Raw genomic sequence first — 21,505 nt, forward strand, 5'->3', positions numbered from 1 at the left:
TTGCACTGCCACCACTGCCACCATGACACCATGCAGGTCAAAGCATGTTTTTAGTGCCACCACCTACCGACACCACTGCCACCACCACCGCCGGAAAACAGCCCCGTGGTGGCAATGGTGGCAATCATTGGTGGCAGTGAAAACCACCCGTGACCTGCATGGTGTCAATGGTGTCAATGGTGGCAGTGCAATAAAAAGTGACACCACCCCAAAGCAGCTACCGTAGTAGTGCTACCGCGCCGGGTGCAGTGCTACCCGGCAACCCCACCCCGGCTATCATGACCCCCGCCACATGAAGGATCCCCCATGCGATCCACCACCCCAGGGCAGCAACCCACACCCACCGGCACACCGGGCGGTGTAGTCGCTTAATTGCATAGCCATAAAGGGTATTGCAGGCCGTGGAATATCACAGCTCGATAAAGCCCGTATTATCGCGCCGGGCGATAAACCCCCGGTAATTCCGTAGCAGAGAAATAAACCGCCGTGGCGCATGTATAAGCCACAAAGAAAGCAGCCGAGCCACAGCAACCACCACCGAATAAAGCAGGGCATAACCCACAACCCCGCCTGACCTACCGAGCCCACAGCCCGGCGCGACAGGCGCCCCTCGATGATCCCTAGGGCATCGCGTATCGCGACCCCCTAGCGCCTCCACAGCAGGCCAGCAGGACAGCACAGACAGTCAAGCAGCACAACCCTTGCCAAGCTCGATGAGATGAGACACAGCCGGGCTACCCCACCGCCCGGCGCGCCCCCGCGTCCCCCGCCCCGCCCGGCGCGGGTATGGCAACAGGTACAGCAGCAAAGCACTTGCAAGCTCGATGAGGTAGACAACATGGCAAGATCAACCAAACATGCTCATGTGCCCCGAAACCGCGCTGTGAAGCCCGCAGGCGCCATAAACCACCGAGCTACTAGCTACACAGCCCCGGTGCCCCTATGAAGCCCACAGCGATAATGAGGGCGCCCCTGATGGCCACTCATGGCATCGCGTATCGCGACCCCACCGCGCCGGGATAACCACCCACCGCGCCGGGCGTCCCTCGATGAGGTGGCAGACCACCACCCCACAACCGTCACATGACAAAAGTGTGCGGATACTATCCGGATCAGCTCCCCCGGCCTCGATGACTACACCACCGCCGGGGCAATAGCAGGCCACACGCCGGGTAGGGGGGATGACCCCCAGGCTGTCCAGCCCGCGCCCCGGAGGGCATTGTGGCTAAGGGTATGTACGAGTCTGGGGATTTTGGATGATAGGTGAGGTGAAGCAGACTGTTGTGGGCTTACGTGGCCAGTTGTAGACAGGGGCAGCTCGATAGAGAGAGGGAAAATGTCACATGTGGGGACATGAAGGTGGTGGCGTATCGACACCCCCCCCTGCAATGAAGGCCGGTAGCAGACATGAGGGCACCCGCCCGGCGCGATGTAAGGCCGTCTAAGGCGTTGAACACCGCCTAGGCATACCGCGGGCTACCTGCAAACCGGTCTGTCAGCTGGGAGGTGAAGGGTACTCACTGTGTGCGTACCCTTTTATCTGATACGCATAGTGTGCGTAGCAGCCCCGCGTAGTGCGCCGGGCTTATCGTGGTGGCAACTTATCCATTTCTTTGATCGTGCCCTTGATTTTGTAGTCACGTGATCCGATCATTTCGGCTTCGCAGGCCAGCATGGTGTGGCAGAGTGGGCAGAGCGTGAGCGGGCGCCGGTTGAATGTCCATTGTGGGATGGCCTCGATGAGCGTGTGCAGGATGATCCCGCGGTTATCTACCTTAAGCCGGGCGCCTATGTCATTTCGGTAGTTCCAGCCCGTGATGTAGTAGGCATTGCCCCGTGTGAGGTCACCGCAGTATGCACGCCCTTGATGGGGTGTGACACATAGGTGTGCGATTGGGTTGCTGAGGTCTGTTCCGTCGATGTGGATGGCCTGGATTCGCACCGTGTTTCGTATGCCGTTGTATGTGTCTGGTTGATCCTGGGGAGGTAGCTCGATGGCCATGAGGTTGTGGATTCCTTTCGGATTGGTCAAAAAATGGTCAAAATGAGGTAGAGAGGTGACCTCATAGTGCCTGTGACCTGCATAGATAGGGTGGTAGGGTTCAAGTCCCTCTACTTCCGCCAATCACTTTCCCCAGTTCAGCGATGAGCTGGGGTTTAGTTGTATCTGTGCAGGTGGGCGGGGGAGGAAGAGTACCTCGTGGCGAATGCGTGATCGAGCGATGCTGGCCGGAGATACGAGAGCCGAAAGTCAAGAACCTTATGGACATTTCGGCAGGCAAGCGCTAATATAAATACTATATTTGTTTACCGAACTACCAATATCGATAGGAGATCGTTCCATGCATAGCATGCGCGGGTGTATCGCAACACTAATGGTATGTGCTGTATTGGTGTGTATGGGGGCATCGGTCAACGCTCAAGAACATACAGTTTCCAATGATGCAACAGGAGACGCTGCAGGGGTGGTTGAGGATGCCAATATTCATACCGTCTCCCCGGGTCGTGAGGGGTTGGTGCCTGGTGAGGCTGGTTTTGGGGATAATGTGATTGATAATCATGCTGGTGCGGGGTGGGTTCCTACTGTTGATCCGAAGTCTCGGGTTGTGGTCGGTGGGATGCGTTCTGATCGGGAGGAGATTCCTGGGGGTTTTTCGAAGGAGCAGGCGGATCGGGCTGAGGTGCAAGAGGCTGCTGAGAGGCAGGGTGTGGGTTTTCGTGGGGTGGGGCAGGATTGTCGGACGTATTGGCCAAGTCCTTATAAGGTCTGTGGTGCAATTCGGGAGAAGTATGATCAGTTGGGTGGGCCGCAGAGTTTTTTGACGTGGCCGAAGTCGGATGAGTTGGGTGTTCCGGATGGTGTGGGGCGTCGGAGTGAGTTTGTGAATGGTTTTATTTATTGGCATCCGACTACTGGAGCGCATCCGGTTACTACTCACTTTTCTGCTGTGTGGGCGCGTAATGGTTGGGAGGCTGGTCGGATGGGGTATCCGGTCAGTGATGAGTATGGTCTTGGTGATGGTGTGGGGCGTCGGCAGGATTTTCAGCGGGCTCATGTGTTTGGTTCGTTGGCGGGGTTGGCGTCTGTTGAGGGGCGGATTTTTGATCGGTGGGTTGAGATTGGTGCTGAGGGGGGTCCGTTGGGTTATCCGGTTGCTGATGAGGCGGGTACTCCTGATGGGCAGGGAAGGTTTAGCGACTTTCTTGGTGGGAAAATCTATTGGACTCCGCATACTGGTGCCTGGGAGGTAACTGGATTACATCTGCTGGAGTGGGCCAATGAGGGATATGAAAAAGGCCGCTACGGCTATCCAGTGGGGCCAGTGGGTGACATTGAGCGAATGGAGGCAACACAGCCATTTCAAAACGGGAATATTCGCCAGTACGTTCCTGGTAGCGCAAATGTGGGCGCTGACCTAAGTCAATTATTTACCTGGAATATTGAGGAAGATTAAGAAATTTGGGAGTTTAAAATGAGCATTGGGATAAGATTCGCAGCGCTATGTTCAGCGGTGATCGTTAGCTTTAGTATTGTTTCTCAAGCTCAAGCGGAACCGCGCATTAAAAGTAATGATGATCCAATCACACTATCAAATATTGACTGCGGTGGAAAGGCTGGGCAGCCTCACGTGTCCGGCACTGCAAAAAGCAGAAATAAATATGAAATACATGCTAGAGCTACAAACTGGTGTAACAATTTACCTAACGAACTATATTTGGGAGGAGTTCTCAAAAGAAGCTCTTGGCGCGGGTGGCTAATACAACAAAATCATGGAAAGCGCGGTAACCCTGCTACTAAAATTAATGCAACTTCAAATCGGCCGAATGTCATAGTGCTTGTAACGCCTTGTACTAAGGGAACTCGATACCGTTGGAAGGCGGAATTCGACAATGCGGCCATTATTCAAGGCAAGCGATGGGGAAGCGTAAATCCGGTTATGGTGCGACAGACTGACGGTGAAATCACCTGTGAATAAGAGGAATTATATGAACTATGTTCCAGGCGTTAGACACCTTTACTCAAGGCGAAACTTAGTGTTGTCAATCGTTATTTTAAGCGTGATGATTGTCATAAGTTCTTGTGTAGCAAAAAATCAGCCAATGAAGGACTCGCCTCGCGGCGATTCGAATGCTGAAGCTTCTATTAAGATAAAAACGAGTTCTCGTAGTGTTATTCTTATCGATAAGGGGTATATAGATAAAGATCATGAGTATCGGTCGGAACTGTGGCTCAATGAAGATGAAATAGAATTCCCAGACCCGCTAATGCAGTCAGTAGTGCGAGATGTCACATTAGAATTTGGTGGTTATAGAATCCGCAATATGGATATTTCCTATTTCTATCTGGATGATTCTGGTAATCCGCAACTGGTCGATACACTGAGTTGCCTGAATGATAGTGGAGAGTTTCAGGATAAATGCCCAATTGTCGTAAAAGAGAATAACGATTCGTCTTTAAGGGTTGCGATAGATATTCCCGCGCTTCAGCAGGCGACCCTGCAGGTAGATTTCCAGCCTGAAGATTATCCTGGCAAACCTGTCCAGCGACGCACCTGGATACTCTGAACTGATGAGTTGTTATTAGGATCCCGATGAGAAATAATACATTAGATTTAGATACTTTTCTCGTTCCTACATGGGACTTTAACAATGAAGTTGAAATTCCATTTTCTGATCTATTGCCATACGATATGCTCAATGGCACCTTTGTCCTTGCTTTAAAAGATCAGTACAGATTTTGCGTAATAATGCTACCGGAGGTGGATATTAGAGACGATTATAATGTTTGCCGCGGTGCTACTTGGAAAGAAGTGGCCCGTCGATTTGAATTGCAATTAGATCCTATAAAGCCGTTCGGCGAGGCATTTGTTGGTGAGTGCGAATCTAGCTTATATAACCAATTTGAGCGTAAAGTTATTCCGCCAGATTATGTGGATTTAGACGTTCCCTGGCAGTTTTTACGACCAATAATGGGATTGCCCGAAGGGGGATACATTATTGATGAAGGAGAAATACCTAAGGGTGTAAATAAAAGGATTGTCAATGGATGGGCTGTTGCTACGGCTTTCTGTACCGGCGAAAGGATGGATGTTGAAAAAACGAGGCGTACGCTGACAACAGCGTGCTGGAAAGCCAATGAATGGCTGTACTTTGTCCCGATTGACGGCACTCGCGTGATCATATGCACGAATCTCCAAGAGCAGGTTGACGAGATACTCAATGAGCCTGAGATCGAAAGCGTCCTGTTGTGGTCTCCTCCGGGGATCGGCTAGCCGCGCGTGTGCGGATGAAGTTAATTGAAAATGTTGCGCGCCCTCGGGGGCAAGTGGAGAGGTAGGTGTTACCCCTGCTCAGGCCTTACGGTGGCCGTTATTGACAACTTATTGAACATGCACTATTTTCAATAGTAGAGCAACAACGATCGCAAAGGAGCGAACAATGAGCTGCACCACTCACGCAGAACACGACCACAAGCACGGCCCAGACTGTGGCCACGTCGCAATCCCACACGGCGACCACACCGACTACGTCCACGACGGCCACCTGCACCGCGAGCACGACGGCCACTACGACGAGTGTGAAACCACCGAACACCACATCCACGAGGGCCACGACCACGAGCACGGACCCAACTGCGGCCACGTCGCAGTTCCACACGGCGACCACGTGGACTACATCCACGACGGGCACCGCCACGCCGCACACGACGGCCACTGGGACGACCACTAAACCGGCCAATCCTCGCTACTGAGGTAACAAAAGGCACCCTCCATCAGGAGGGTGCCTTTTATTGTGCGCAGAACTCGATATTTTGACTAGGCTCGAAACCGAAAAAGAACAGCACAACTGGAGGCAGCATGATCATCCGCAATGCCACCCTAGAAGACATCCCCTACATCACCGACATCTACAACGAAGCCGTCGAAAACGGCACCGCCATCTGGGACGAAGTGGTTGTCGGCGTGGACAACCGAACCGAATGGTGGCGCAAACGCACCGGCGAAGGGTTCCCGATGTTTGTCGTAGAGGACGACGACGCCAACAGCCCCACTCACGGAGAAGTGGTCGGTTATGCCACCTACGGCCGCTTCCGCCCGTACCAGGGGTACCGCTACTCCGTAGAACACTCCATCTACATCCGCTCCGACCAGCGCGGCAAAGGCATCGCGGTCCCGCTCATGGAAAAGCTGATCGATCGCGCGCGGGAAGGCGGACAACACGTCATGGTTGCCGCCATCGAAGCCAGCAACAAGCCATCCATCGGACTCCACGAAAAGCTGGGCTTTGAGCACGTCGGCCACATGAAAGAGGTGGGCATCAAGTTCGGAGAATGGCTGGACCTGGTGCTTCTGCAGCTCAAACTGAACGACGACCCAGCCCCCGGAGCGAAGCAAAGCGACGAACGCCATGCGGTGCCCCAACGCGACGAAGCGGCTGAGTAACAGCCGCTTCGGTTGGGGGTGAGGTTGGCGCGGGAGTGCGCCGGCTCAGAAGGAGGCCGGCGTCGGGATTAACACGGGTACCCCGCGCGACCCGCACGGCACTGGATTGGGTGGGCAGCGCAGGAGTGGGCGGCGTCGGGATTACCCCTCTACGCCATTGACCTCGTTCAACGCCTCGGGCGTCTCCACGGTCTTGATGATCTTGCCGGACTTAATGTCCACAGCATGCAGCTTCTTCGACTGAGGCTCGGAGACATACGCCACATCACCCAACACGAACAACGTTGGGCGCTCCTTCTGCCACTTCTCAGGCTCCTTCCACTCCTCGGTCACCTTGTACTTGCCCGTGATCTCGCCAGTCTTCGGGTCAATCTTGCGCAAATTACCATCGGTGCCGAGAACCAAAGCCTCACCCTCCGGGCCACGGCCGAGGGAACGGAAACTGTAGCTCGCCTCCACATCAACGATCTTCAGCTCACCAGTCTCGGTGTTCGTCAAGGTCACACGCGTAGGACGCTCCAGCTCGGCGTCCTTGTCCACCTTGTAATCACCCAAGACCACAGGGGACTCGTCAGAACCAGCCTGGTTACCAATGCGCCCATAGGAATCCTTGGACTTCACCTTCTGGAACGCACCATTCTTAAAGATCACGATGCCATCCTGGCAACCCACCGTGATCGCGCCAGCCGCAGGAGCCTCGCCGTGCACGCCTGGGCAGTCCTCGGTACGGGCAGTTTCCTTGCCGTCCTTATCCACAGCCACCACAGTGTGGCGCTCATCCTCCGTGCCCTCAGTGTGCAACATACCACCATCCGGCAACGCCACAGCAACACCGTGGTGAGGATGAACCTTCGTGGTCTTTTCAGGCTTCGCGAATCCCATACGCTTATTCGCGCGCTTCACATCCGACAAGGAAATGTCCTGGATGGAACCATCGCCATCGCCAAACAGCAGCGCGCGACCCTCATGAACAACCACGTGGCCCGGCTTCACCGCTTCATACGTATGGTCCTTCAAGGACGGCGTCACAGTGTAAGAGTGAGTATGGTCGCCATGCGGTTCGGTCCATGCGCCGGCGTCGAATATTTGGAAACCATCCTTCGTGGACACCAGAACAGTACGGCCATCGCCCAACTGGTTAAGGCGGTTGAAGCCGTCCAGCTTCGTATCGTTAATGACCTCCAGGGTCTCCGCGTCAAGGGTCAGAATGCCGCCATCGTACGTTGCGACCAGGCGAGGCTGAGGGCCTGCAACCTCTTCCTGCTTGGAATCGCCTTCGTGGTCGTGGGCGTGGTCGTGCTCGTGGGAGGCATCGGCCTGAGCGGACTGGTTAGGGGAGTTGTTGGAGCCGTTGGAGCCGTTCGAGTTCTTTGAATCCTCGGAAGAGCAGGCGGTCAGTACGAGACCGCTGGCCAGGAGGGCTGCCAGAAGAGTGCGCTTTGTAGTCATGGTTTTCCCGTCGATCTTATAAGGAGCATGGTCCTAAGGGGCATGGCGGTCAAGGACTTGATGTTCAGGGGCTTGGTGTTCGTGAACATGGTGTCCGAGAGCATGGAGTTCGTGAACATGGCGTCCGAGAGCATGGCCTTAAGGAACATTGGTGAGAAGGAACATCATGTTAAAGAACATGGTGTTCGAGAGACTGACTATAGACGAGGTTAGAAAGTTTTGGAAGCTATTTTCAATAGTAGTTCAATTAGTGGGGGTGGTGGCGGGTTGGGTTGTGGGTTTGCTTGCTGTTGCACGGGCGCACCCACCACGTTCTTGGTCTCACTTTCCTGGATCGAGGGCAGATTGTCGTGATTCTGGCCAAATCACTACACAGTGCCCTCGAAAGAGGATCTGAAGCCGCACGGGAGCGGGAGAAGGAGGTGCTGCACGTGGGAGTTAGGGTAGTTCCTGAGGGCCGAAGAGCTTTCGGTGCAGCACCTCGTCGAAAAGCGGGAGGCTCCGAAGCATCTCGATAGAAATACGCTGGACAACCAAACCATAGGAATCGCACGTGAGGTTAGAACGCGTATCGAAATCGCGCTGAGCGCGATTAAGATGATGCTGGCCGTCATACTGCAAACCCACATGCCTGGACGAACGTAACAGCTCTCCTACCTGCGCTAATTCCAACGAATATTTCTCTCCCACATACGCCCATAAAGCACTTCCCACCTCCACAATCAACAGATCCATGACTGTCACGCGCACACCGCCGCACAGAATCTCCACTTGGGGAAAGATCTCGAACTTAGATCCACATCGACTGCGAGATAAAAGTCGTAGAGCAGTCTCCGGAGGTGAATCCGCTAACGAGGAAGAAAGAGTCCACACTTTCTTAAATACCTTTTGATTGACCACCCCTAAAGCCTCGGCGAACGCAGCCTCCTCAGTGACATGAGGTGACAAAAAGCGCCGCACGGCATCCATCACCTGCACTTGCTGCACCTCTATGTTGGTCAGCCCCGGAACGAGAGGCGTAAACCATGGGGCAACACTCGGCCGATTATGCTCCAACGCATCAATCACAGACGCGCAGGCAGCCATAGGAGTTAACGCATATAAATCAGGAGATGAAGCGTCTGGAGAATGGGTAGATAAACGCCGAGTATTCATGGACCGTCGACGTAAGATGAGTGTATTGGCGGGAATTGTGGCGTCGGATAAAAAATAACGAATTTCGGTAGTTCCAATGGTTAGAAACGACGTTGGTTGTTCATTAACCCACATCGATAAACCCGCTAGTGCTAACGCAGAAAAATGCGTTGCGACGCTGCGCGGATTGATGAAAAAATAGGCTCGCGTGCGCGTGACCTGCGAAAGGCCGTCGGTGGCGGCGTCTTTGGGGACAAGCACCCCACGGCCCACGCGGACGAATTCTTTGTTGGCTCTCCAACGGCTGATTGCTTCCGCGCGCACGGGCATGACGTCCGGCGGCGTTCGTTTCTGCGGCCGATGGTGTTCTGGTTGATCCCTCCACATAAGGCATACCCTGCCAAGAATCGGCAGTAGTGCACAAGGGGGTTGTGGAATTTTGCGAAAATCTGTGGATAACTTCGCGTGGAGGCGCCGTGTGGGCGCAATGGCTGTGGATAACTCGCTGTGCATGGGGGCTTGGAGTGTGGCGGGGTGCTTAGTGGAGCTTGTTGTGGAGTGCGTTGTGGGCCCTGTCGTGGGGGCTCGTTGTGAGGCTTGTTGTGGGCCCTGTCGTGGGGGCTCGTTGTGAGGCTTGTTGTGGGGCGTGGCGGGAGTCAGCTTTAGGGCGCATATGCTTTTTGCCGTGGCCTCTGCACGGCTGTAGATATTCTTTTGAGGGCATTTTGTAGTGATTTGGCTGGAATCACGACAGTTTGCCCTCGATTCAGGACGGCCACCCTCGTGCAACGACAGTTTGCCCTCGATTCGGGAAAGCAGAAACCCCTAGCGCTCGAACTTCTGCAAGTACGCCTCAGGAATGCCCAAAGCAAGAAGATCGTCGCGGGATTTCGTGGACTTCTCCAGCGCGGCGTTGATGACGTGTTCCATCTGCTTTTCTGGCGAAGGGATGCGTCGTTGCTCAGACATGAGGATGGTCAGGATTTCGGGTTGGTCGCGGAAGCAGTGCCACACAACGGCCGTGGCCAGGGACTCCAGGACCAGTCCGCGTGGCTCGCGCGCATGCTTCGGGGCGGCTACGCGGGTGGCGTTTTTGCGTGGTCGGACGTGGAGGTCTTGCTGCCCGATGCCCACCACGGAGCCGTCTTTGTTTTTCACGATGGAGGTGTACGGCACGTTGCAGTAGCCGTCTTCGGCGACGGTGTTGCGTACCCATTCCAGCATGGTGTCGCTGAATTCAACTTCTAGGTATGCGCCGTTGCGTCCGGGGGAGATGTATTGGAATTCGCCGGTGCGTGTCCAGGCTTCGTAGTCTCTGCCCATGCGTCCCATGACCATGGTTCCGAACATGACGTCGGTCATGGCGAAGAGGGATCCGCCGAAGGCTGCGCCGTGCATGTTTTGTGTCCAGGGGCGTAGTTTGAGTTCGATGCGTGCGGTGGACCAGTCGTCGGCTACGTGGGTGATGCGGATGCCGGATCCGAATAGGGGTGCCCAGGCGTTGAGGAATCGTCGGGTGAGCTGTGGGTTTTCGATGCCTTGGGTGGCGATGTTGCTGATGGTTTTGCGTAGGTTCATGACATCACATCCTTCTTATATTTTTATCTACAATACCCAATGGGTCGCGGCGCCTCGGGATCGCCCGCCGCCCGTGGAACGTATGTCCGAATATGCGAGGGGTGTGTAGGAGCCACCCGCTAGAGTGTTTGACATGCGTACCTCTTTCCTTGCCGTGTTTCTTGTTGCGATGGTGGGCTTGTGTGCGGTGGCCTGTTCTGATGTGTCTGAATATCCGACGCCCAGCGCACCGTCCCCCCACCTCACCCACGATGCCGAGTCTGCTGGTGAGGAGGCTCACGAGGCTCAGGATGAGGCGGCGGAAGATATAGATGAGCGCCCTGGGGAGGGCGCTTCCGAGGCTCAGGATGAGGCGGGGGCTGGTGGGGACGAGAGGCGGGCGTCGGGGCAAGTATGGGCGCATGTGGTCGGCATCACGGGAATGAACACGGCGGACGTGTGGGCGCAGTGGGAGACGCTGGCCGTGGCCGGGAGAGCCCCGAAGACGGGGTACGAACGTGGTCAGTTTGGTCAGCGGTGGAAGGACGTGGATCGTAATGGCTGCGATCAGCGCAATGACGTTCTTGCGCGCGATATGACGAACATTGTGGCGCCGAAAGGGTGCAAAGTGCTGAGCGGGCATTTGGTGGATCCGTTTACCGGGGAGGGTATTGAGTTTCAGCGTGGGCCGAAAACCAGTAACGCGGTGCATATTGATCATGTGGTGCCGTTGGCGGATGCGTGGCAGAAGGGGGCACAGGGGTGGACGCCGGAGCGTCGGGAGCAGTTCGCTAATGATCCGATGAATTTGCTGGCGGTTGATGGGCTGCAGAATCAGAAGAAGTCTGCGGGGGACGCGGCGACGTGGCTCCCGCCGAACAGTGCTTTTCGTTGTCAGTACGTGGCGACTCAGATTCGTGTGAAGCATGAGTATGGGTTGTGGGTGACGCAGGCGGAGAAGGACGCGATGGCTCGTGAGCTGGGGCGTTGCGGCGACAGGGTTGCGTAGGGGCGCGCGTGCGCAGCACTTTTCTTCACAGAGTGTTGCCAGGGAATGGTTAAGGGGCTTTTAATCCGAGGTCATGGGACTGCAAGGTCGAGGCATCACTATAGAAATCACTGCGGTTGAGTGCATCGGCCGCACAGAAGATTGGTTAATGGATTGGTTAATCCGTCAATATGGATAATACGTTCGCTAGTGTCGTGGTGAATGTCAGCACAACCCTGGGAAGTCAGAAGCCCAGGGTTTTGTTGTGCGCGGGGTCGGGGCTGGAAGGGATGGTGGACAGTTCCGATGGGGGCGGTCGTGTAGAGCTGTGTGTAGGACAGGCAGGGTAGGCTGCTCCTCAAGGAGTCGGTCGCAACCAACGCACCTTATACACAGCCACCTGAGGAGGCTTACGCCATGCCACCAGCCAGCCGCATTCAACGACGCACCGTTCGAAGGACGGGCGGGAAAACCGCCACGGACGCGCGGGCGGGAGTTGGGCAACACAGTTCCACGGACGCGCGGGCGGATGTCGAGCGCCGTACCGTTACAGACCCGCGCGCGGACTCAACGAACACACGCGCGGAGGCCGAGCACTACAGCTATCGAGTTGCTTGGGACCCCACGCACGAACAGTTCCTCTGCACATCGGTGGAGTTTCCGGATGTGAGAGTGTTGGCGTCGGATTCGGAAGGGGCATTGACCCGCGCACAACAGGACGTCGCCCGCGTTCTGGAGCGCGCAGCCGCAACAGGCGCGGACGTGCCACAGCCGCTGTCCACGCGGACATATTCCGGAAGGCTGCAGGTCAGGCTGGGGGAGGACCTGCATCGCGCGCTCGCATACGAGGCGGCGGAGAATGGCATCAGCCTCAATCAACTCATCCTGAAAAAGCTGGCCGCTGGGTAAGCGCCGCGTGTGCGGGTGCTACAGTTGCAGTACATCAAACGATTACAAACCCAGTCGGACGCGCTGCCGCTGGGTTTTGTTGCTCATTGTTGCACAAGGGCTGGCCGCGCCCAGATAGGAAGAAGGTGTCCGCAACGTCCGCTTCAACGTCTGCCTCGAAGTCCGCGAAAACATCCGCGACAACGTCCGCGAAAACGGAGAAGATCGTCTCCCCAACTTTTGTGCTCGCCTGGCTGGTGAACTTCGCGCAATTCATGGTGTTTTACCTGTTGGTCACCACGATGGCGCTGTATGCGGTGCAGCAATTCCAGGCGTCTGACACTGCGGGTGGTTTCGCCTCCTCGTCCTTCGTGGTGGGCGCGACGTTCGCCCGCATGTTCTCCGGCTACATCGTGGACGCGATGGGCCACAAGCGCACGCTGCTGTTTTCCCTGGTCGCGGTGGCTATTTCCTGTGCGCTGTATTTCCCCGCACAATCACTGCCACTACTGATAGTTGTACGCATTCTGCATGGCGTGAGCTACGCCGTGGCCTCCACGGCCATCATGGCCGTGGCGCAATCCCTGATCCCCAGCAGCCGTCGTGCCGAAGGCACCGGCTACTTCACGTTGGGTGTGACGCTGGCGACCGCGCTGGGACCGGCAACTGGCCTGGCGCTGTCGCAGCACGTGGGCTACAGCGCCATCTTCGTGACGGTGCTGAGCCTGTCCGTGGTGGCGCTGGGACTGGGGTTGCTGTTGAAGCTGCCCGAGCCGGGCGACGCGCAGGCTGGTCACGGCCCCGCTTCTGGCAATGCCGACAACTCCACCCCACGCAAGCGCTTCTCCCTGGCGTCAGTGATCCACCCGAAGGTCGCGCCGATCGGCTCGTTCATGCTGCTGGTGGGTGTGGCGTACGCCGGAGTGATCACGTACCTGAACGCGTACTCCGAGGCCAACGGCCTGATGACCGGCGCCAGCTTGTTCTTCCTCGCGTATGCCGGCGTGTCCTTGGTGATGCGTTTCATTCTGGGCCGCGTGCAGGATGCGCGTGGGGACAACGCGGTGATTTACATGGCGTTGGTGTCCTTCGTGGCCGGCCTGGCGCTGTTGGCGTGCGTATCTGCTGATTGGCAGGTTGTGGTTGCTGGTGCGTTGGTGGGCTTGGGGTATGGTTCGCTGATGCCGGCTGTGCAGGCGATTTCCGTGCGTTTGGTGGATGTGCGGGAGATGGGCGCCGGCATTTCCACGATGTTCTTGCTCATGGACGTGGGCGTGGGCTTCGGCCCGTTGCTGTTGGGTCTTGTAGTCACCCAGCTGGGCTTTTCCCCGATGTATTGGCTGTTGGCGGGCCTGACGGTGGTGGCTGCGGGCGTGTATTTCGCGGTGCATGGCCGCAAGCCGGTGGCGCGGGCTGATTATTTCGCGGAGTCGGAGATTGCGTCGCGGGTGACGGTGGCGCCGCGTGCGGGTGCTGCGGATTCCATTGATCCTTTAGAGACCGACGCCGAACCTCGCACTCCATAAACCTCCCCTTAAAGTGAACAGCTTGGTCTAGTTGCGATACACTGCGTTCATGTACCTGTGCGCAGTGGCGACCGCCAGCGCACAGTGGTTCGCTCCGGCGCATACTAGTGCGCCGGCGCGCTGATAGCCCCGATGTCTCGTTTAAGGAAGGTCTTCCATGAGCGCCCACGATTCCCACGGCTCTGATTCTCACGGATCTCATGAGTTCAGCGGCTTCGACACCGCCGCCATTCACGCTGGTTGGACCCCCGATCAGCATATGGGTTCCATCAACGTTCCTATCTGGGCGTCCACCACGTTCGCCCAGAATGCCCCGAACGACCTTCGCGGTGGGTTTGAGTATGCGCGAGTGGCGAATCCCACGGTGGCGTCGTTGGCACAGACGCTCACGCGTCTTGAGGGCGGACGATACGGCCGAGTGTTTGCGTCGGGTATGGCGGCGACGGATATCCTGCTGCGGGCGCTGCTGCTGCCGGGGGATCACGTCATCATTGGGCACGACGCCTACGGTGGCACCTACCGCCTGCTGAACACGTTCTTCCGCGAGTGGGGCGTGGAGCTGACCGTGGTGGACACCACCGACGTGGACGCTGTGGCCGGTGCGCTGCAGGAGAACACCAAGGTGGTGTGGCTGGAGACTCCTACGAATCCGCTGATGGCGGTGACGGATATTCAGGCCGTGGCGGAGCGCGTGAAGGCGCACAATGTGCGCAATGGTGTGGTCGCTGAGGATGCTGAGGAAGCTGAGGGTATCGCTGGTGTCGGCGCGCCGGGCGAGGGCGCTGTAAACACGGCGAACCCAGCGAATGCCGAGAACCCGGCCGAGGTTGCCGGCTCTGGTGAGAGCGCTGCTGGTGCCACTGCCGGTGCTGGCGAGAACGCGAGCCCCGTGAAGGAAGCCCAGAACCTGGTGCACGCCACGAACTTCGACGCCATCATCCCCGGCGCCCAGCTCATCGTGGACAACACCTTCGCCTCCCCCTACCTGCAGCGCCCCCTGGAACAGGGCGCGGACGTGGTTCTGCATTCCACCACGAAGTACATCGGCGGCCACTCGGATGTGGTCGGTGGAGCGGTGATCTGCAACAACGAGTTGCTGGACCAGAAGCTCGACTTCCTGCTCGGTGGAGTGGGGCCGGTTGCCTCGCCGTTCGACGCCTACCTCGCTGCCCGAGGAGTGAAAACCCTTGGTGTGCGCATGGAGCGTCACAGCTCCAATGCGCTGGCGATTGCGGAGTACTTGAGCGGCCGGCCTGAAGTAAAGGAGGTGCTGTACCCCGGTTTGGAGACGCACCCCGGCCACGAGGTGGCTGCCAAGCAGTCCACGGGCAAGGGCTTTGGTGGCATGATGTCGGTCCGCTTCCACAACCAGGAGGCGGCGCTGAAGTTCTGTATGTCCACCAAGCTGATCTGTCTGGCGGAATCCCTGGGCGGTGTGGAGTCCCTGTTGGAGCACCCGGGCACCATGACGCACCAGTCTGTGAAGGGATCTCAGCTGGAGGTGCCAGATGACCTGGTCCGTATCTCTGTGGGCATTGAAGACATCAACGACCTGCTGGCGGACGTGGAGCAGGCGCTCGCGCAGCTCTAGCGCGGGCGCCGCGAGCGGCGCGACGCGGCGCTGAGCGTTGTCGCGCGGAGCCTACTCGGCGCGCAGCGCTGGGTCGCGGCCAGCGTCAGTGCGCTGCACGGCGCTAGTGCGTCGCTGTGATCGCAGCCCGGACAATATCCAGAGTCTTCGAGCTGCTCACACCCACGCCAGGGGAGAATCCCTGGCGCACCACGATCAGATTCTCCGACGGCACCACCACCATGAACTGGCCATCGTGCCCATCGGCCCAGAACATATCCGCAGGAAGGTCTGCGTAGGTGCGGTCGTCGGTATGCGTCCGGCTGCCTGAGCCCGTGCGGCTGCTCGTGCCGTCGCTGCCGGTGGTGCCCGCGCTCTCGCTTGCGCTGCCGCTCGTGCCGTACGCGTCATCAGCCCCGCTGCCGAAGGCCGCCTCGCCCGTGGTGGCGCTGTTCAACCACCAGCCGGAACCGTAATGACCCGGATCCGAGCCATCCTTGTTCTTCTGCACCTCATCCACCTCATGCTCCGTCAAGGAGGACTTCATCCACCCGGCCGGCAGCAGCTGCCGCCCATTGACCACACCGTTGTTCATGACGAACTGTCCGAACTTCGCCCAGTCACGAGGCGTGGCATAGGCGCTGGAGCCGCACTGGAGTGTGCCGTGGGCGTCGGGGGAAATCATGGCACTGGCCATCCCCACCGGCCTGAACAGCGTTTCCCACGCCAACGCCACGCCAGCGCGCTGCGCCACCGAGGATTTTTCCTGCATCGCGGCGCACGCTAGCGTGGTGGAGCCGGTGGAGTACTCGCGGTACGTGCCGGGCGCGTGCTCGAGGTCCTTGTCCGCGACGAACTTGCCCATGTTCGAGCTGGTGTAGAGCATGCGGGCGACATCACCGGTGGTGTCATAGGTTTCATCCCAGGCCAGGCCGGATTGCATGCGGAGCAGGTCGGAGTAGGTGATGTCTGCCTTGGTGGCCTTCTTTTCTCGCGAGGTGGTGGTACTACCGGCGGTACCGTCCGAATCAGCAGTACCATCAGCAGTGCCATCAGTAATACCACTGTCAGTATCAACCCAATCCAACCCAGTCAGCGCCGAATCCTGCACAGAAAAGTCCGGATCCAGCTGCTCCACACGCCCCATCAGCACATTCGCCACAGACTTCGTCATGGACCACCCCAGCTGCGCGTTATACGCCTTATAATCCTTCGCGTATTCTTCCGAAATCAGATTCCCATCCTTCACGACCACCACACCCCGCGTGCCGTCCACCTCAAACGCCTTCTTCACCGCAGCATCCACCGCACGCTGCGCCTCCCCATCAGCCAATGGCTTCTCCGGATGCCCGATGCCCTTCGCCTCGATCACCTGGCGCACACGCTCATCAATATCCGGCACCTCGTTCTTAAACTCGGGCCGCTCCTCCGCGACGGTGCACCCCACCCCCTCGGTATAAAAAGCCTCAGACGCATACAGCCCAAACACACTGGCCTGCACCTTATCCTCCGGGATGTTGAAGCTGGTGCTGAGCAGCTTCGCGATCGGCTCATCCGGCAGATCCGGCCCCGAGCCAGTCTTGTTAATGAAATGCTGCACGCAGGACGCCTGCGCCGCATAGCCCGTACCCACCCGAGCCTCCGGCGCGGCTTGAGTGCCAACGACCGTGCCCAGGATGACAGCCGTGGCCACCACGCCGCCTCCCACTCCCGCGGCGATTTTCGTGCCAGTGCGCATGCGTCCTCCTGTGAAAAGCGCCGGTGACAGCGCCTGTACAAAGCTCCGTGTATGACAATACCGCCGATCCGCGAGGCGACTCCGCCACGCCACCCACTGGGTTTAAGATTGGCGACATGGGTAACAACATGGATATTAACAACGTCAATCTCCCCGTCGGCGGCCGAATTGCTGTGGTGACGGGGGCGTCGGCGGGAATTGGGGAAGCCACCGCGAAATTGCTTGCGAAGGACGGATGGATCGTTGTCCTGTCTGCCCGACGCCCAGCGCACTTGAATCGGGTCGCCGACGAGATTAAGGCGCTCGGTGGGAAAGCATGGGTGGCCGAGACTGACGTGACGGACCTGGAAAGCGTGCAGGCCCTGGCGAGCACGGTGGAGGAGATCGTCGAGACCGAAGGCGCGCAGGGCGTGGACCTGCTGGTCAACAACGCCGGCGGCGCGCGCGGGCTGGAGCCGATCCTGGACACGGACGCCGCCGATTGGCGCTGGATGTACGAAGCGAACGTGATGGGCACGCTGGAGGTGACGCGGGCTCTGTTCCCCGCCTTGGAGAAGGCGGAGGCACCGCAGGTGATCAACGTGGTGTCCGTGGCGGGGCGCGGCGCGTACCGCAACGGTGCTGGATACAACGCCGCGAAGTTCGGAGAGACGGCGCTGACCGATGTGATGCGCATGGAGTTTGCGGAGCGGAACGTGCGCGTGTGCCAGGTGGATCCGGGGCGCGTGGCGACGGACTTTTCTTTGAACCGGTTCAAGGGCGACCAGGAGCGTGCGGATTCTGTGTACGCGGATGTGCAGAACCTGGTGGCGGAGGATATCGGTGAGACGATCCGGTGGATTGCTGCGCGACCAGCGCATATGGATGTGGAGTCCATTATGATCCGGCCGATAGACCAGGTCTAGCCCCAGCTTCTTACAAATTGTTCGACCAAAACGCCAATTTTCGCCCCAAAATTGGCGTTTTGGTCGAACTTTTTTCGGTTGGCTGCGCCCCACATGCCTGCTGGGCGGGCTGCGCCCGGTGGCCGCACCCGGGGTGGCCGCGCCCGTTATGGAAACATAACTGAAACACGGAGCCCCGCTTTGGACGAGAGTGAAACACACCTGTTACCGAAGTAGACCTAGAGGTGAAATATTGCCCCCATACAGTGCAGGGCATGACTCAATCACTCACACTCAACACAGCAGACACGTCAACTGCCGGACCATCAGGCAAAGCATCAGCGAGACCATCACCCGCAGGCACGCCTGATGCCTCGCAAGCTGCCGAAGCTCGCAAAGCCGCGGCAAAGTCCTCCGAGGACTTCTCCTTAAGGTTCGCGCCGCGCCATTACCGCAGGTGGACCCCAGCTGTGGTGGCAGGATCCGCTCTGGGCGGCATCGCCTACCTGGCCGATTTCTCCATCGGCGCCACGATTGGAATCCAGCACGGCACGGTCAATGCACTCGGCGGAATCCTCATCGCCGCAGTCTTGATCTTCATTTCTTCGTTCCCGCTGGCCTATTATGCGGCCCGCTATAACGTGGACTTGGATCTCATTACCCGCGGCTCAGGTTTCGGGTACATGGGATCTATTCTCACGAACCTGATCTTTGTCTCCTTCACCTTTATTCTGTTCGCCACAGAAGGCGCGATCATGGCCCAAGGCTTGAAACTGGGCTTCGGGCTGCCCCTGTGGGCGGGCTATCTTGTCTCCTCTCTCATGATCATTCCGCTGGTGATCTATGGAATGAAGTTTCTCGCGAAGCTGCAATCCTGGACTAATCCTCTGTGGTTGGTCATGATGATTCTCCCAATGGTCTATTTGCTCGTGAAGGAGCCGGGATCCGTCTCGACATTCATGCAGTACTCAGGGGAAAATGGTTCCGGTGTGTCTCTCGCAGCTATGATGCTGGCGGCGGGAGTGTGCTTGTCTCTGGTAGCTCAGATTGCTGAAAACATCGACTACCTTCGCTTTATGCCAGCCAAGACGCCCCAGAATCGGCGAGCATGGTGGACAGCAGTGATCCTGGGTGGCCCGGGTTGGGTGTTTTTTGGAGCGACGAAGCAGATCATCGGCGCGTTTCTGGGCGTGTACATTATTGCGACTCTGGGTCAATCTACGGACCTGGCTATTGAGCCGGTGAACCAGTTCTTCTCACTCTATTCTGACCTTATGCCCCCGTGGTTGGCTTTGGTGCTTGCTGTGTTCCTGGTGGTTATTTCGCAGATCAAGATCAATGTCACCAACGCGTATTGCGGTTCAGTGGCGTGGACCAACATTTACTCTCGATGCGTTAAGCGCTATCCGGGTCGTGTGACGTTTGTCCTGCTGAACGTGGGTATTTCTTTGGCGTTGATGGAGTTCAACCTGTTCCAGGTTTTGAGTTTCGTGCTGGCTTTTTATTCTAATTTCGCGATTGCCTGGATCTTCACGGTCGCCGCGGACATTGTGTTTAACAAGTATCTGTTGAACTTGTCCCCGCGGCAGCCGGAGTTCCGCCGTGGGATGCTGCACGACTACAACCCGGTCGGCATTGTCTCCGTGCTGCTGGCCGGTGGCGTGTCCGTGGCCGTGTTCTTCGGCGCGTTCGGTGCGCCCCTCGCGGCGTTTGCTCCTTTGGTGTCCGCGCTGCTTGCGGTGGTCGTCACGCCCCTGATGGCTGTGCTCACGCGAGGTAAATATTATCTTCGACGCCGGTCCGATGGCATCGACCTCCCTATGCTCGATGAGCATGGGAATCCGAGCGCGGAGACGCTGACCTGTGCGATCACCGGGGAGGAAGTGGAGCGGCCGGATATGCTCGCGTCACCGCAGCGTGGTCCGGATGGGGAGAGGCTCTATGTGTCTTCCATTGCGCTGACATTGGATAAGGAAGGAGCGCATATCTTGCCGGCGGACGCCGACCGCTGATCCCCACACTTCTCTTTCACAAATTGTTCGACCAAAACGCCAGATTTCGCCCCAAATCTGGCGTTTTGGTCGAACATTTTGTAGAAGCCTTGGATAGGAGAGCTATTCAGGGCGCAGGGTCACCGCAGTGCCGGTAGCAGTGACCAGCATCATGCCGCCCGTGCCCACGGATTCGTAGTCGATCTTCACACCAATCACACCGTTAGCACCCTGTTCGATAGCCCGATCAACCATCTCTGCCAGGGCAGTTTCGCGCGCCTTGCCGATGGAATCCTCGTAGCCTTTGGAGCGCCCGCCGAAGATGTCGCGGAATCCTGCGCCGATGTCTTTGAGCATGTTGATGCCCACGACCGTCTCACCAGAGACGATGCGGATGTAGTCATCGACGACGTGGTTTTGAACAGTCGCAGTTGTGCTGACAATCATGATATTCTCCTTAATCCTTAGTCTTCGATGATTGTTTCCTCGAAGCATGTGTCTTCCTTCCCCATCCTAGAGAAGGGTTTCCTGCGCGTCATGCCCCAGCAACCTGCCCAGACCTCTTCCCAGCAACCGCCCCGCCACATCACAATCCTCCTCTTCGACGGCTTCGAGCTTCTCGACGTCGCCGGCCCGGTGGAGGTCTGGTCCCAGATCGATGGTCTCGAGCTCGAGTACGTGACGCTTGACGGGCAACCAGCCAGAAGCTCCCAAGGTGCGGTCTTCCAGGCTGACCGCGCCTTAGTTGATACAGCCTTAGCCGACACAGCGCTAGCCAGCAACCCCCAGACCAGCACCACACAACCCAACACCACACAACCCAACGCCTCAGGCCACGCCCTCCTGATCCCCGGCGGCATGGGAACGCGCACGCTGATCGAAGATCCAGATTTCCTCCAGGCACTCACGGACACCGCGAAGAACGCCACGCTCCTCACCTCCGTCTGCACGGGCTCGGCCCTGCTCGCCGCGGCGGGCCTCTTGGACGGCTACCGGGCCACCACCAACAAGCGCGCCTACGACTGGGCGACCAGTTTCGGCAGCACCGTGGAGTGGCAGCGCCGTGCCCGCTGGGTCCATGACCGCGACCGCTGGACCTCCTCCGGTGTGGCCGCGGGGATGGACATGGCCTGCGCTTTCGTCGCCCATTACTGGGGCGCCGCCCGCGCCGACGCCATTGCCCACGCCATCGAGTTGCGCGCCCAGACCGACCCCGAGGATGACCCCTTCGCCTGATTTTTATCCGACGCCCGCCTCTCAACCACGCCACCTCACGCCCCACTACGGCCGTCCCATCCCGTCCCCAACACCACACCAACACAACCGCCATCGCCGCC

General features: G+C 58.1%; 19 protein-coding genes. 13 read left to right on the forward strand and 6 right to left on the reverse strand.

Annotated elements, in window-relative coordinates; genetic code table 11:
- Positions 1–1,585: 1,585 nt before the first annotated feature.
- A complete protein-coding gene (locus tag IAU67_RS00410) occupies positions 1,586–2,002 on the reverse strand; it encodes a hypothetical protein (RefSeq protein WP_151842751.1) in 417 nt (138 codons plus the stop codon).
- 340 nt (positions 2,003–2,342) lie between these two features.
- Between IAU67_RS00410 and IAU67_RS00415 the strand changes: the two genes are divergently transcribed.
- The 5 genes from IAU67_RS00415 (at position 2,343) to IAU67_RS00435 (ending at position 6,443) form a co-directional block, all read left to right on the forward strand.
- A complete protein-coding gene (locus tag IAU67_RS00415) occupies positions 2,343–3,455 on the forward strand; it encodes an LGFP repeat-containing protein (RefSeq protein WP_225723559.1) in 1,113 nt (370 codons plus the stop codon).
- A gap of 580 nt (positions 3,456–4,035) precedes the next feature.
- Positions 4,036–4,566 (forward strand): hypothetical protein, encoded by a 531-nt coding sequence (locus IAU67_RS00420; RefSeq protein WP_151843549.1) that lies wholly within the window; start codon positions 4,036–4,038, stop codon positions 4,564–4,566.
- Positions 4,567–4,592: 26 nt separating this feature from the next.
- Complete coding sequence (locus tag IAU67_RS00425; protein WP_151842749.1) at positions 4,593–5,273, forward strand: hypothetical protein; 681 nt, start codon at positions 4,593–4,595, stop codon at positions 5,271–5,273.
- A 166-nt stretch (positions 5,274–5,439) separates the two neighbouring features.
- The gene (locus IAU67_RS00430) at positions 5,440–5,730 is read left to right on the forward strand and encodes a hypothetical protein (RefSeq protein ID WP_151842748.1); all 291 of its coding nucleotides are present in this window, start codon (positions 5,440–5,442) and stop codon (positions 5,728–5,730) included.
- Between the two features lie 128 nt (positions 5,731–5,858).
- Positions 5,859–6,443 carry a GNAT family N-acetyltransferase gene (locus tag IAU67_RS00435; protein ID WP_151842747.1) on the forward strand — a complete coding sequence of 195 codons (585 nt, stop codon included), beginning with the start codon at positions 5,859–5,861 and terminating at the stop codon, positions 6,441–6,443.
- A gap of 141 nt (positions 6,444–6,584) precedes the next feature.
- Here IAU67_RS00435 and IAU67_RS00440 read toward each other — a convergent pair whose 3' ends face one another.
- On the reverse strand, positions 6,585–7,892 hold the full coding sequence (locus tag IAU67_RS00440; RefSeq protein WP_151842746.1) for a hypothetical protein: 1,308 nt from the start codon (positions 7,890–7,892) through the stop codon (positions 6,585–6,587).
- 42 nt (positions 7,893–7,934) lie between these two features.
- Here IAU67_RS00440 and IAU67_RS00445 point away from each other — a divergent pair, with 42 nt between their 5' ends.
- Complete coding sequence (locus IAU67_RS00445) at positions 7,935–8,105, forward strand: hypothetical protein (protein ID WP_187767925.1); 171 nt, start codon at positions 7,935–7,937, stop codon at positions 8,103–8,105.
- 225 nt (positions 8,106–8,330) lie between these two features.
- On the opposite strand, the gene IAU67_RS00450 is transcribed toward IAU67_RS00445, so the two are convergent.
- Complete coding sequence (locus tag IAU67_RS00450) at positions 8,331–9,350, reverse strand: hypothetical protein (protein ID WP_151842745.1); 1,020 nt, start codon at positions 9,348–9,350, stop codon at positions 8,331–8,333.
- 501 nt (positions 9,351–9,851) lie between these two features.
- The gene (locus IAU67_RS00455) at positions 9,852–10,604 is read right to left on the reverse strand and encodes a PaaI family thioesterase (RefSeq protein ID WP_151842744.1); all 753 of its coding nucleotides are present in this window, start codon (positions 10,602–10,604) and stop codon (positions 9,852–9,854) included.
- A 133-nt stretch (positions 10,605–10,737) separates the two neighbouring features.
- Between IAU67_RS00455 and IAU67_RS00460 the strand changes: the two genes are divergently transcribed.
- The 4 genes from IAU67_RS00460 (at position 10,738) to IAU67_RS09925 (ending at position 15,576) form a co-directional block, all read left to right on the forward strand.
- Positions 10,738–11,592: an HNH endonuclease family protein gene (locus IAU67_RS00460; RefSeq protein ID WP_225723558.1), complete on the forward strand. Its 855-nt coding sequence runs from the start codon at positions 10,738–10,740 to the stop codon at positions 11,590–11,592.
- 396 nt (positions 11,593–11,988) lie between these two features.
- The gene (locus tag IAU67_RS00465; RefSeq protein ID WP_151842743.1) at positions 11,989–12,480 is read left to right on the forward strand and encodes a toxin-antitoxin system HicB family antitoxin; all 492 of its coding nucleotides are present in this window, start codon (positions 11,989–11,991) and stop codon (positions 12,478–12,480) included.
- A 125-nt stretch (positions 12,481–12,605) separates the two neighbouring features.
- Positions 12,606–13,985, forward strand: coding sequence for an MFS transporter (locus IAU67_RS00470; RefSeq protein ID WP_225723557.1), 1,380 nt, complete (start codon positions 12,606–12,608; stop codon positions 13,983–13,985).
- Positions 13,986–14,142: 157 nt separating this feature from the next.
- Entirely contained in the window at positions 14,143–15,576 is a 1,434-nt protein-coding gene (locus IAU67_RS09925) for a PLP-dependent transferase (RefSeq protein ID WP_225723556.1), read from the forward strand.
- A gap of 103 nt (positions 15,577–15,679) precedes the next feature.
- Here IAU67_RS09925 and IAU67_RS00485 read toward each other — a convergent pair whose 3' ends face one another.
- Positions 15,680–17,293 carry a serine hydrolase domain-containing protein gene (locus IAU67_RS00485; RefSeq protein WP_151842742.1) on the reverse strand — a complete coding sequence of 538 codons (1,614 nt, stop codon included), beginning with the start codon at positions 17,291–17,293 and terminating at the stop codon, positions 15,680–15,682.
- 116 nt (positions 17,294–17,409) lie between these two features.
- Here IAU67_RS00485 and IAU67_RS00490 point away from each other — a divergent pair, with 116 nt between their 5' ends.
- Both IAU67_RS00490 and IAU67_RS00495 read left to right on the forward strand, forming a co-directional pair.
- Positions 17,410–18,198, forward strand: a complete 789-nt coding sequence (locus IAU67_RS00490) for an SDR family oxidoreductase (protein WP_225723555.1) — start codon at positions 17,410–17,412, stop codon at positions 18,196–18,198.
- A gap of 254 nt (positions 18,199–18,452) precedes the next feature.
- Complete coding sequence (locus tag IAU67_RS00495) at positions 18,453–20,189, forward strand: purine-cytosine permease family protein (protein ID WP_151842741.1); 1,737 nt, start codon at positions 18,453–18,455, stop codon at positions 20,187–20,189.
- Between the two features lie 102 nt (positions 20,190–20,291).
- Here the strand turns inward: IAU67_RS00495 and IAU67_RS00500 are convergent, their stop codons facing one another.
- A complete protein-coding gene (locus IAU67_RS00500; RefSeq protein ID WP_151842740.1) occupies positions 20,292–20,615 on the reverse strand; it encodes a YbjQ family protein in 324 nt (107 codons plus the stop codon).
- Between the two features lie 90 nt (positions 20,616–20,705).
- Between IAU67_RS00500 and IAU67_RS00505 the strand changes: the two genes are divergently transcribed.
- Positions 20,706–21,404: a DJ-1/PfpI family protein gene (locus IAU67_RS00505; protein ID WP_151842916.1), complete on the forward strand. Its 699-nt coding sequence runs from the start codon at positions 20,706–20,708 to the stop codon at positions 21,402–21,404.
- The last annotated feature ends 101 nt before the right edge of the window (positions 21,405–21,505 follow it).

It is taken from the genome of Corynebacterium zhongnanshanii (assembly GCF_014490575.1).
GTDB classification, from domain to species: Bacteria; Actinomycetota; Actinomycetes; order Mycobacteriales; family Mycobacteriaceae; genus Corynebacterium; species Corynebacterium zhongnanshanii.

Coding starts and splice junctions, on each gene's coding strand:
- IAU67_RS00410 (WP_151842751.1), bottom strand. CDS start 2,002: ATGGCCATCGAGCTACCTCCCCAGGATCAACCAGACACATACAACGGC.
- IAU67_RS00415 (WP_225723559.1), top strand. CDS start 2,343: ATGCATAGCATGCGCGGGTGTATCGCAACACTAATGGTATGTGCTGTA.
- IAU67_RS00425 (WP_151842749.1), top strand. CDS start 4,593: ATGAGAAATAATACATTAGATTTAGATACTTTTCTCGTTCCTACATGG.
- IAU67_RS00430 (WP_151842748.1), top strand. CDS start 5,440: ATGAGCTGCACCACTCACGCAGAACACGACCACAAGCACGGCCCAGAC.
- IAU67_RS00435 (WP_151842747.1), top strand. CDS start 5,859: ATGATCATCCGCAATGCCACCCTAGAAGACATCCCCTACATCACCGAC.
- IAU67_RS00440 (WP_151842746.1), bottom strand. CDS start 7,892: ATGACTACAAAGCGCACTCTTCTGGCAGCCCTCCTGGCCAGCGGTCTC.
- IAU67_RS00445 (WP_187767925.1), top strand. CDS start 7,935: ATGGCGGTCAAGGACTTGATGTTCAGGGGCTTGGTGTTCGTGAACATG.
- IAU67_RS00455 (WP_151842744.1), bottom strand. CDS start 10,604: ATGAACCTACGCAAAACCATCAGCAACATCGCCACCCAAGGCATCGAA.
- IAU67_RS00460 (WP_225723558.1), top strand. CDS start 10,738: ATGCGTACCTCTTTCCTTGCCGTGTTTCTTGTTGCGATGGTGGGCTTG.
- IAU67_RS00465 (WP_151842743.1), top strand. CDS start 11,989: ATGCCACCAGCCAGCCGCATTCAACGACGCACCGTTCGAAGGACGGGC.
- IAU67_RS09925 (WP_225723556.1), top strand. CDS start 14,143: ATGAGCGCCCACGATTCCCACGGCTCTGATTCTCACGGATCTCATGAG.
- IAU67_RS00485 (WP_151842742.1), bottom strand. CDS start 17,293: ATGCGCACTGGCACGAAAATCGCCGCGGGAGTGGGAGGCGGCGTGGTG.
- IAU67_RS00490 (WP_225723555.1), top strand. CDS start 17,410: ATGGGTAACAACATGGATATTAACAACGTCAATCTCCCCGTCGGCGGC.
- IAU67_RS00495 (WP_151842741.1), top strand. CDS start 18,453: ATGACTCAATCACTCACACTCAACACAGCAGACACGTCAACTGCCGGA.
- IAU67_RS00500 (WP_151842740.1), bottom strand. CDS start 20,615: ATGATTGTCAGCACAACTGCGACTGTTCAAAACCACGTCGTCGATGAC.
- IAU67_RS00505 (WP_151842916.1), top strand. CDS start 20,706: ATGCCCCAGCAACCTGCCCAGACCTCTTCCCAGCAACCGCCCCGCCAC.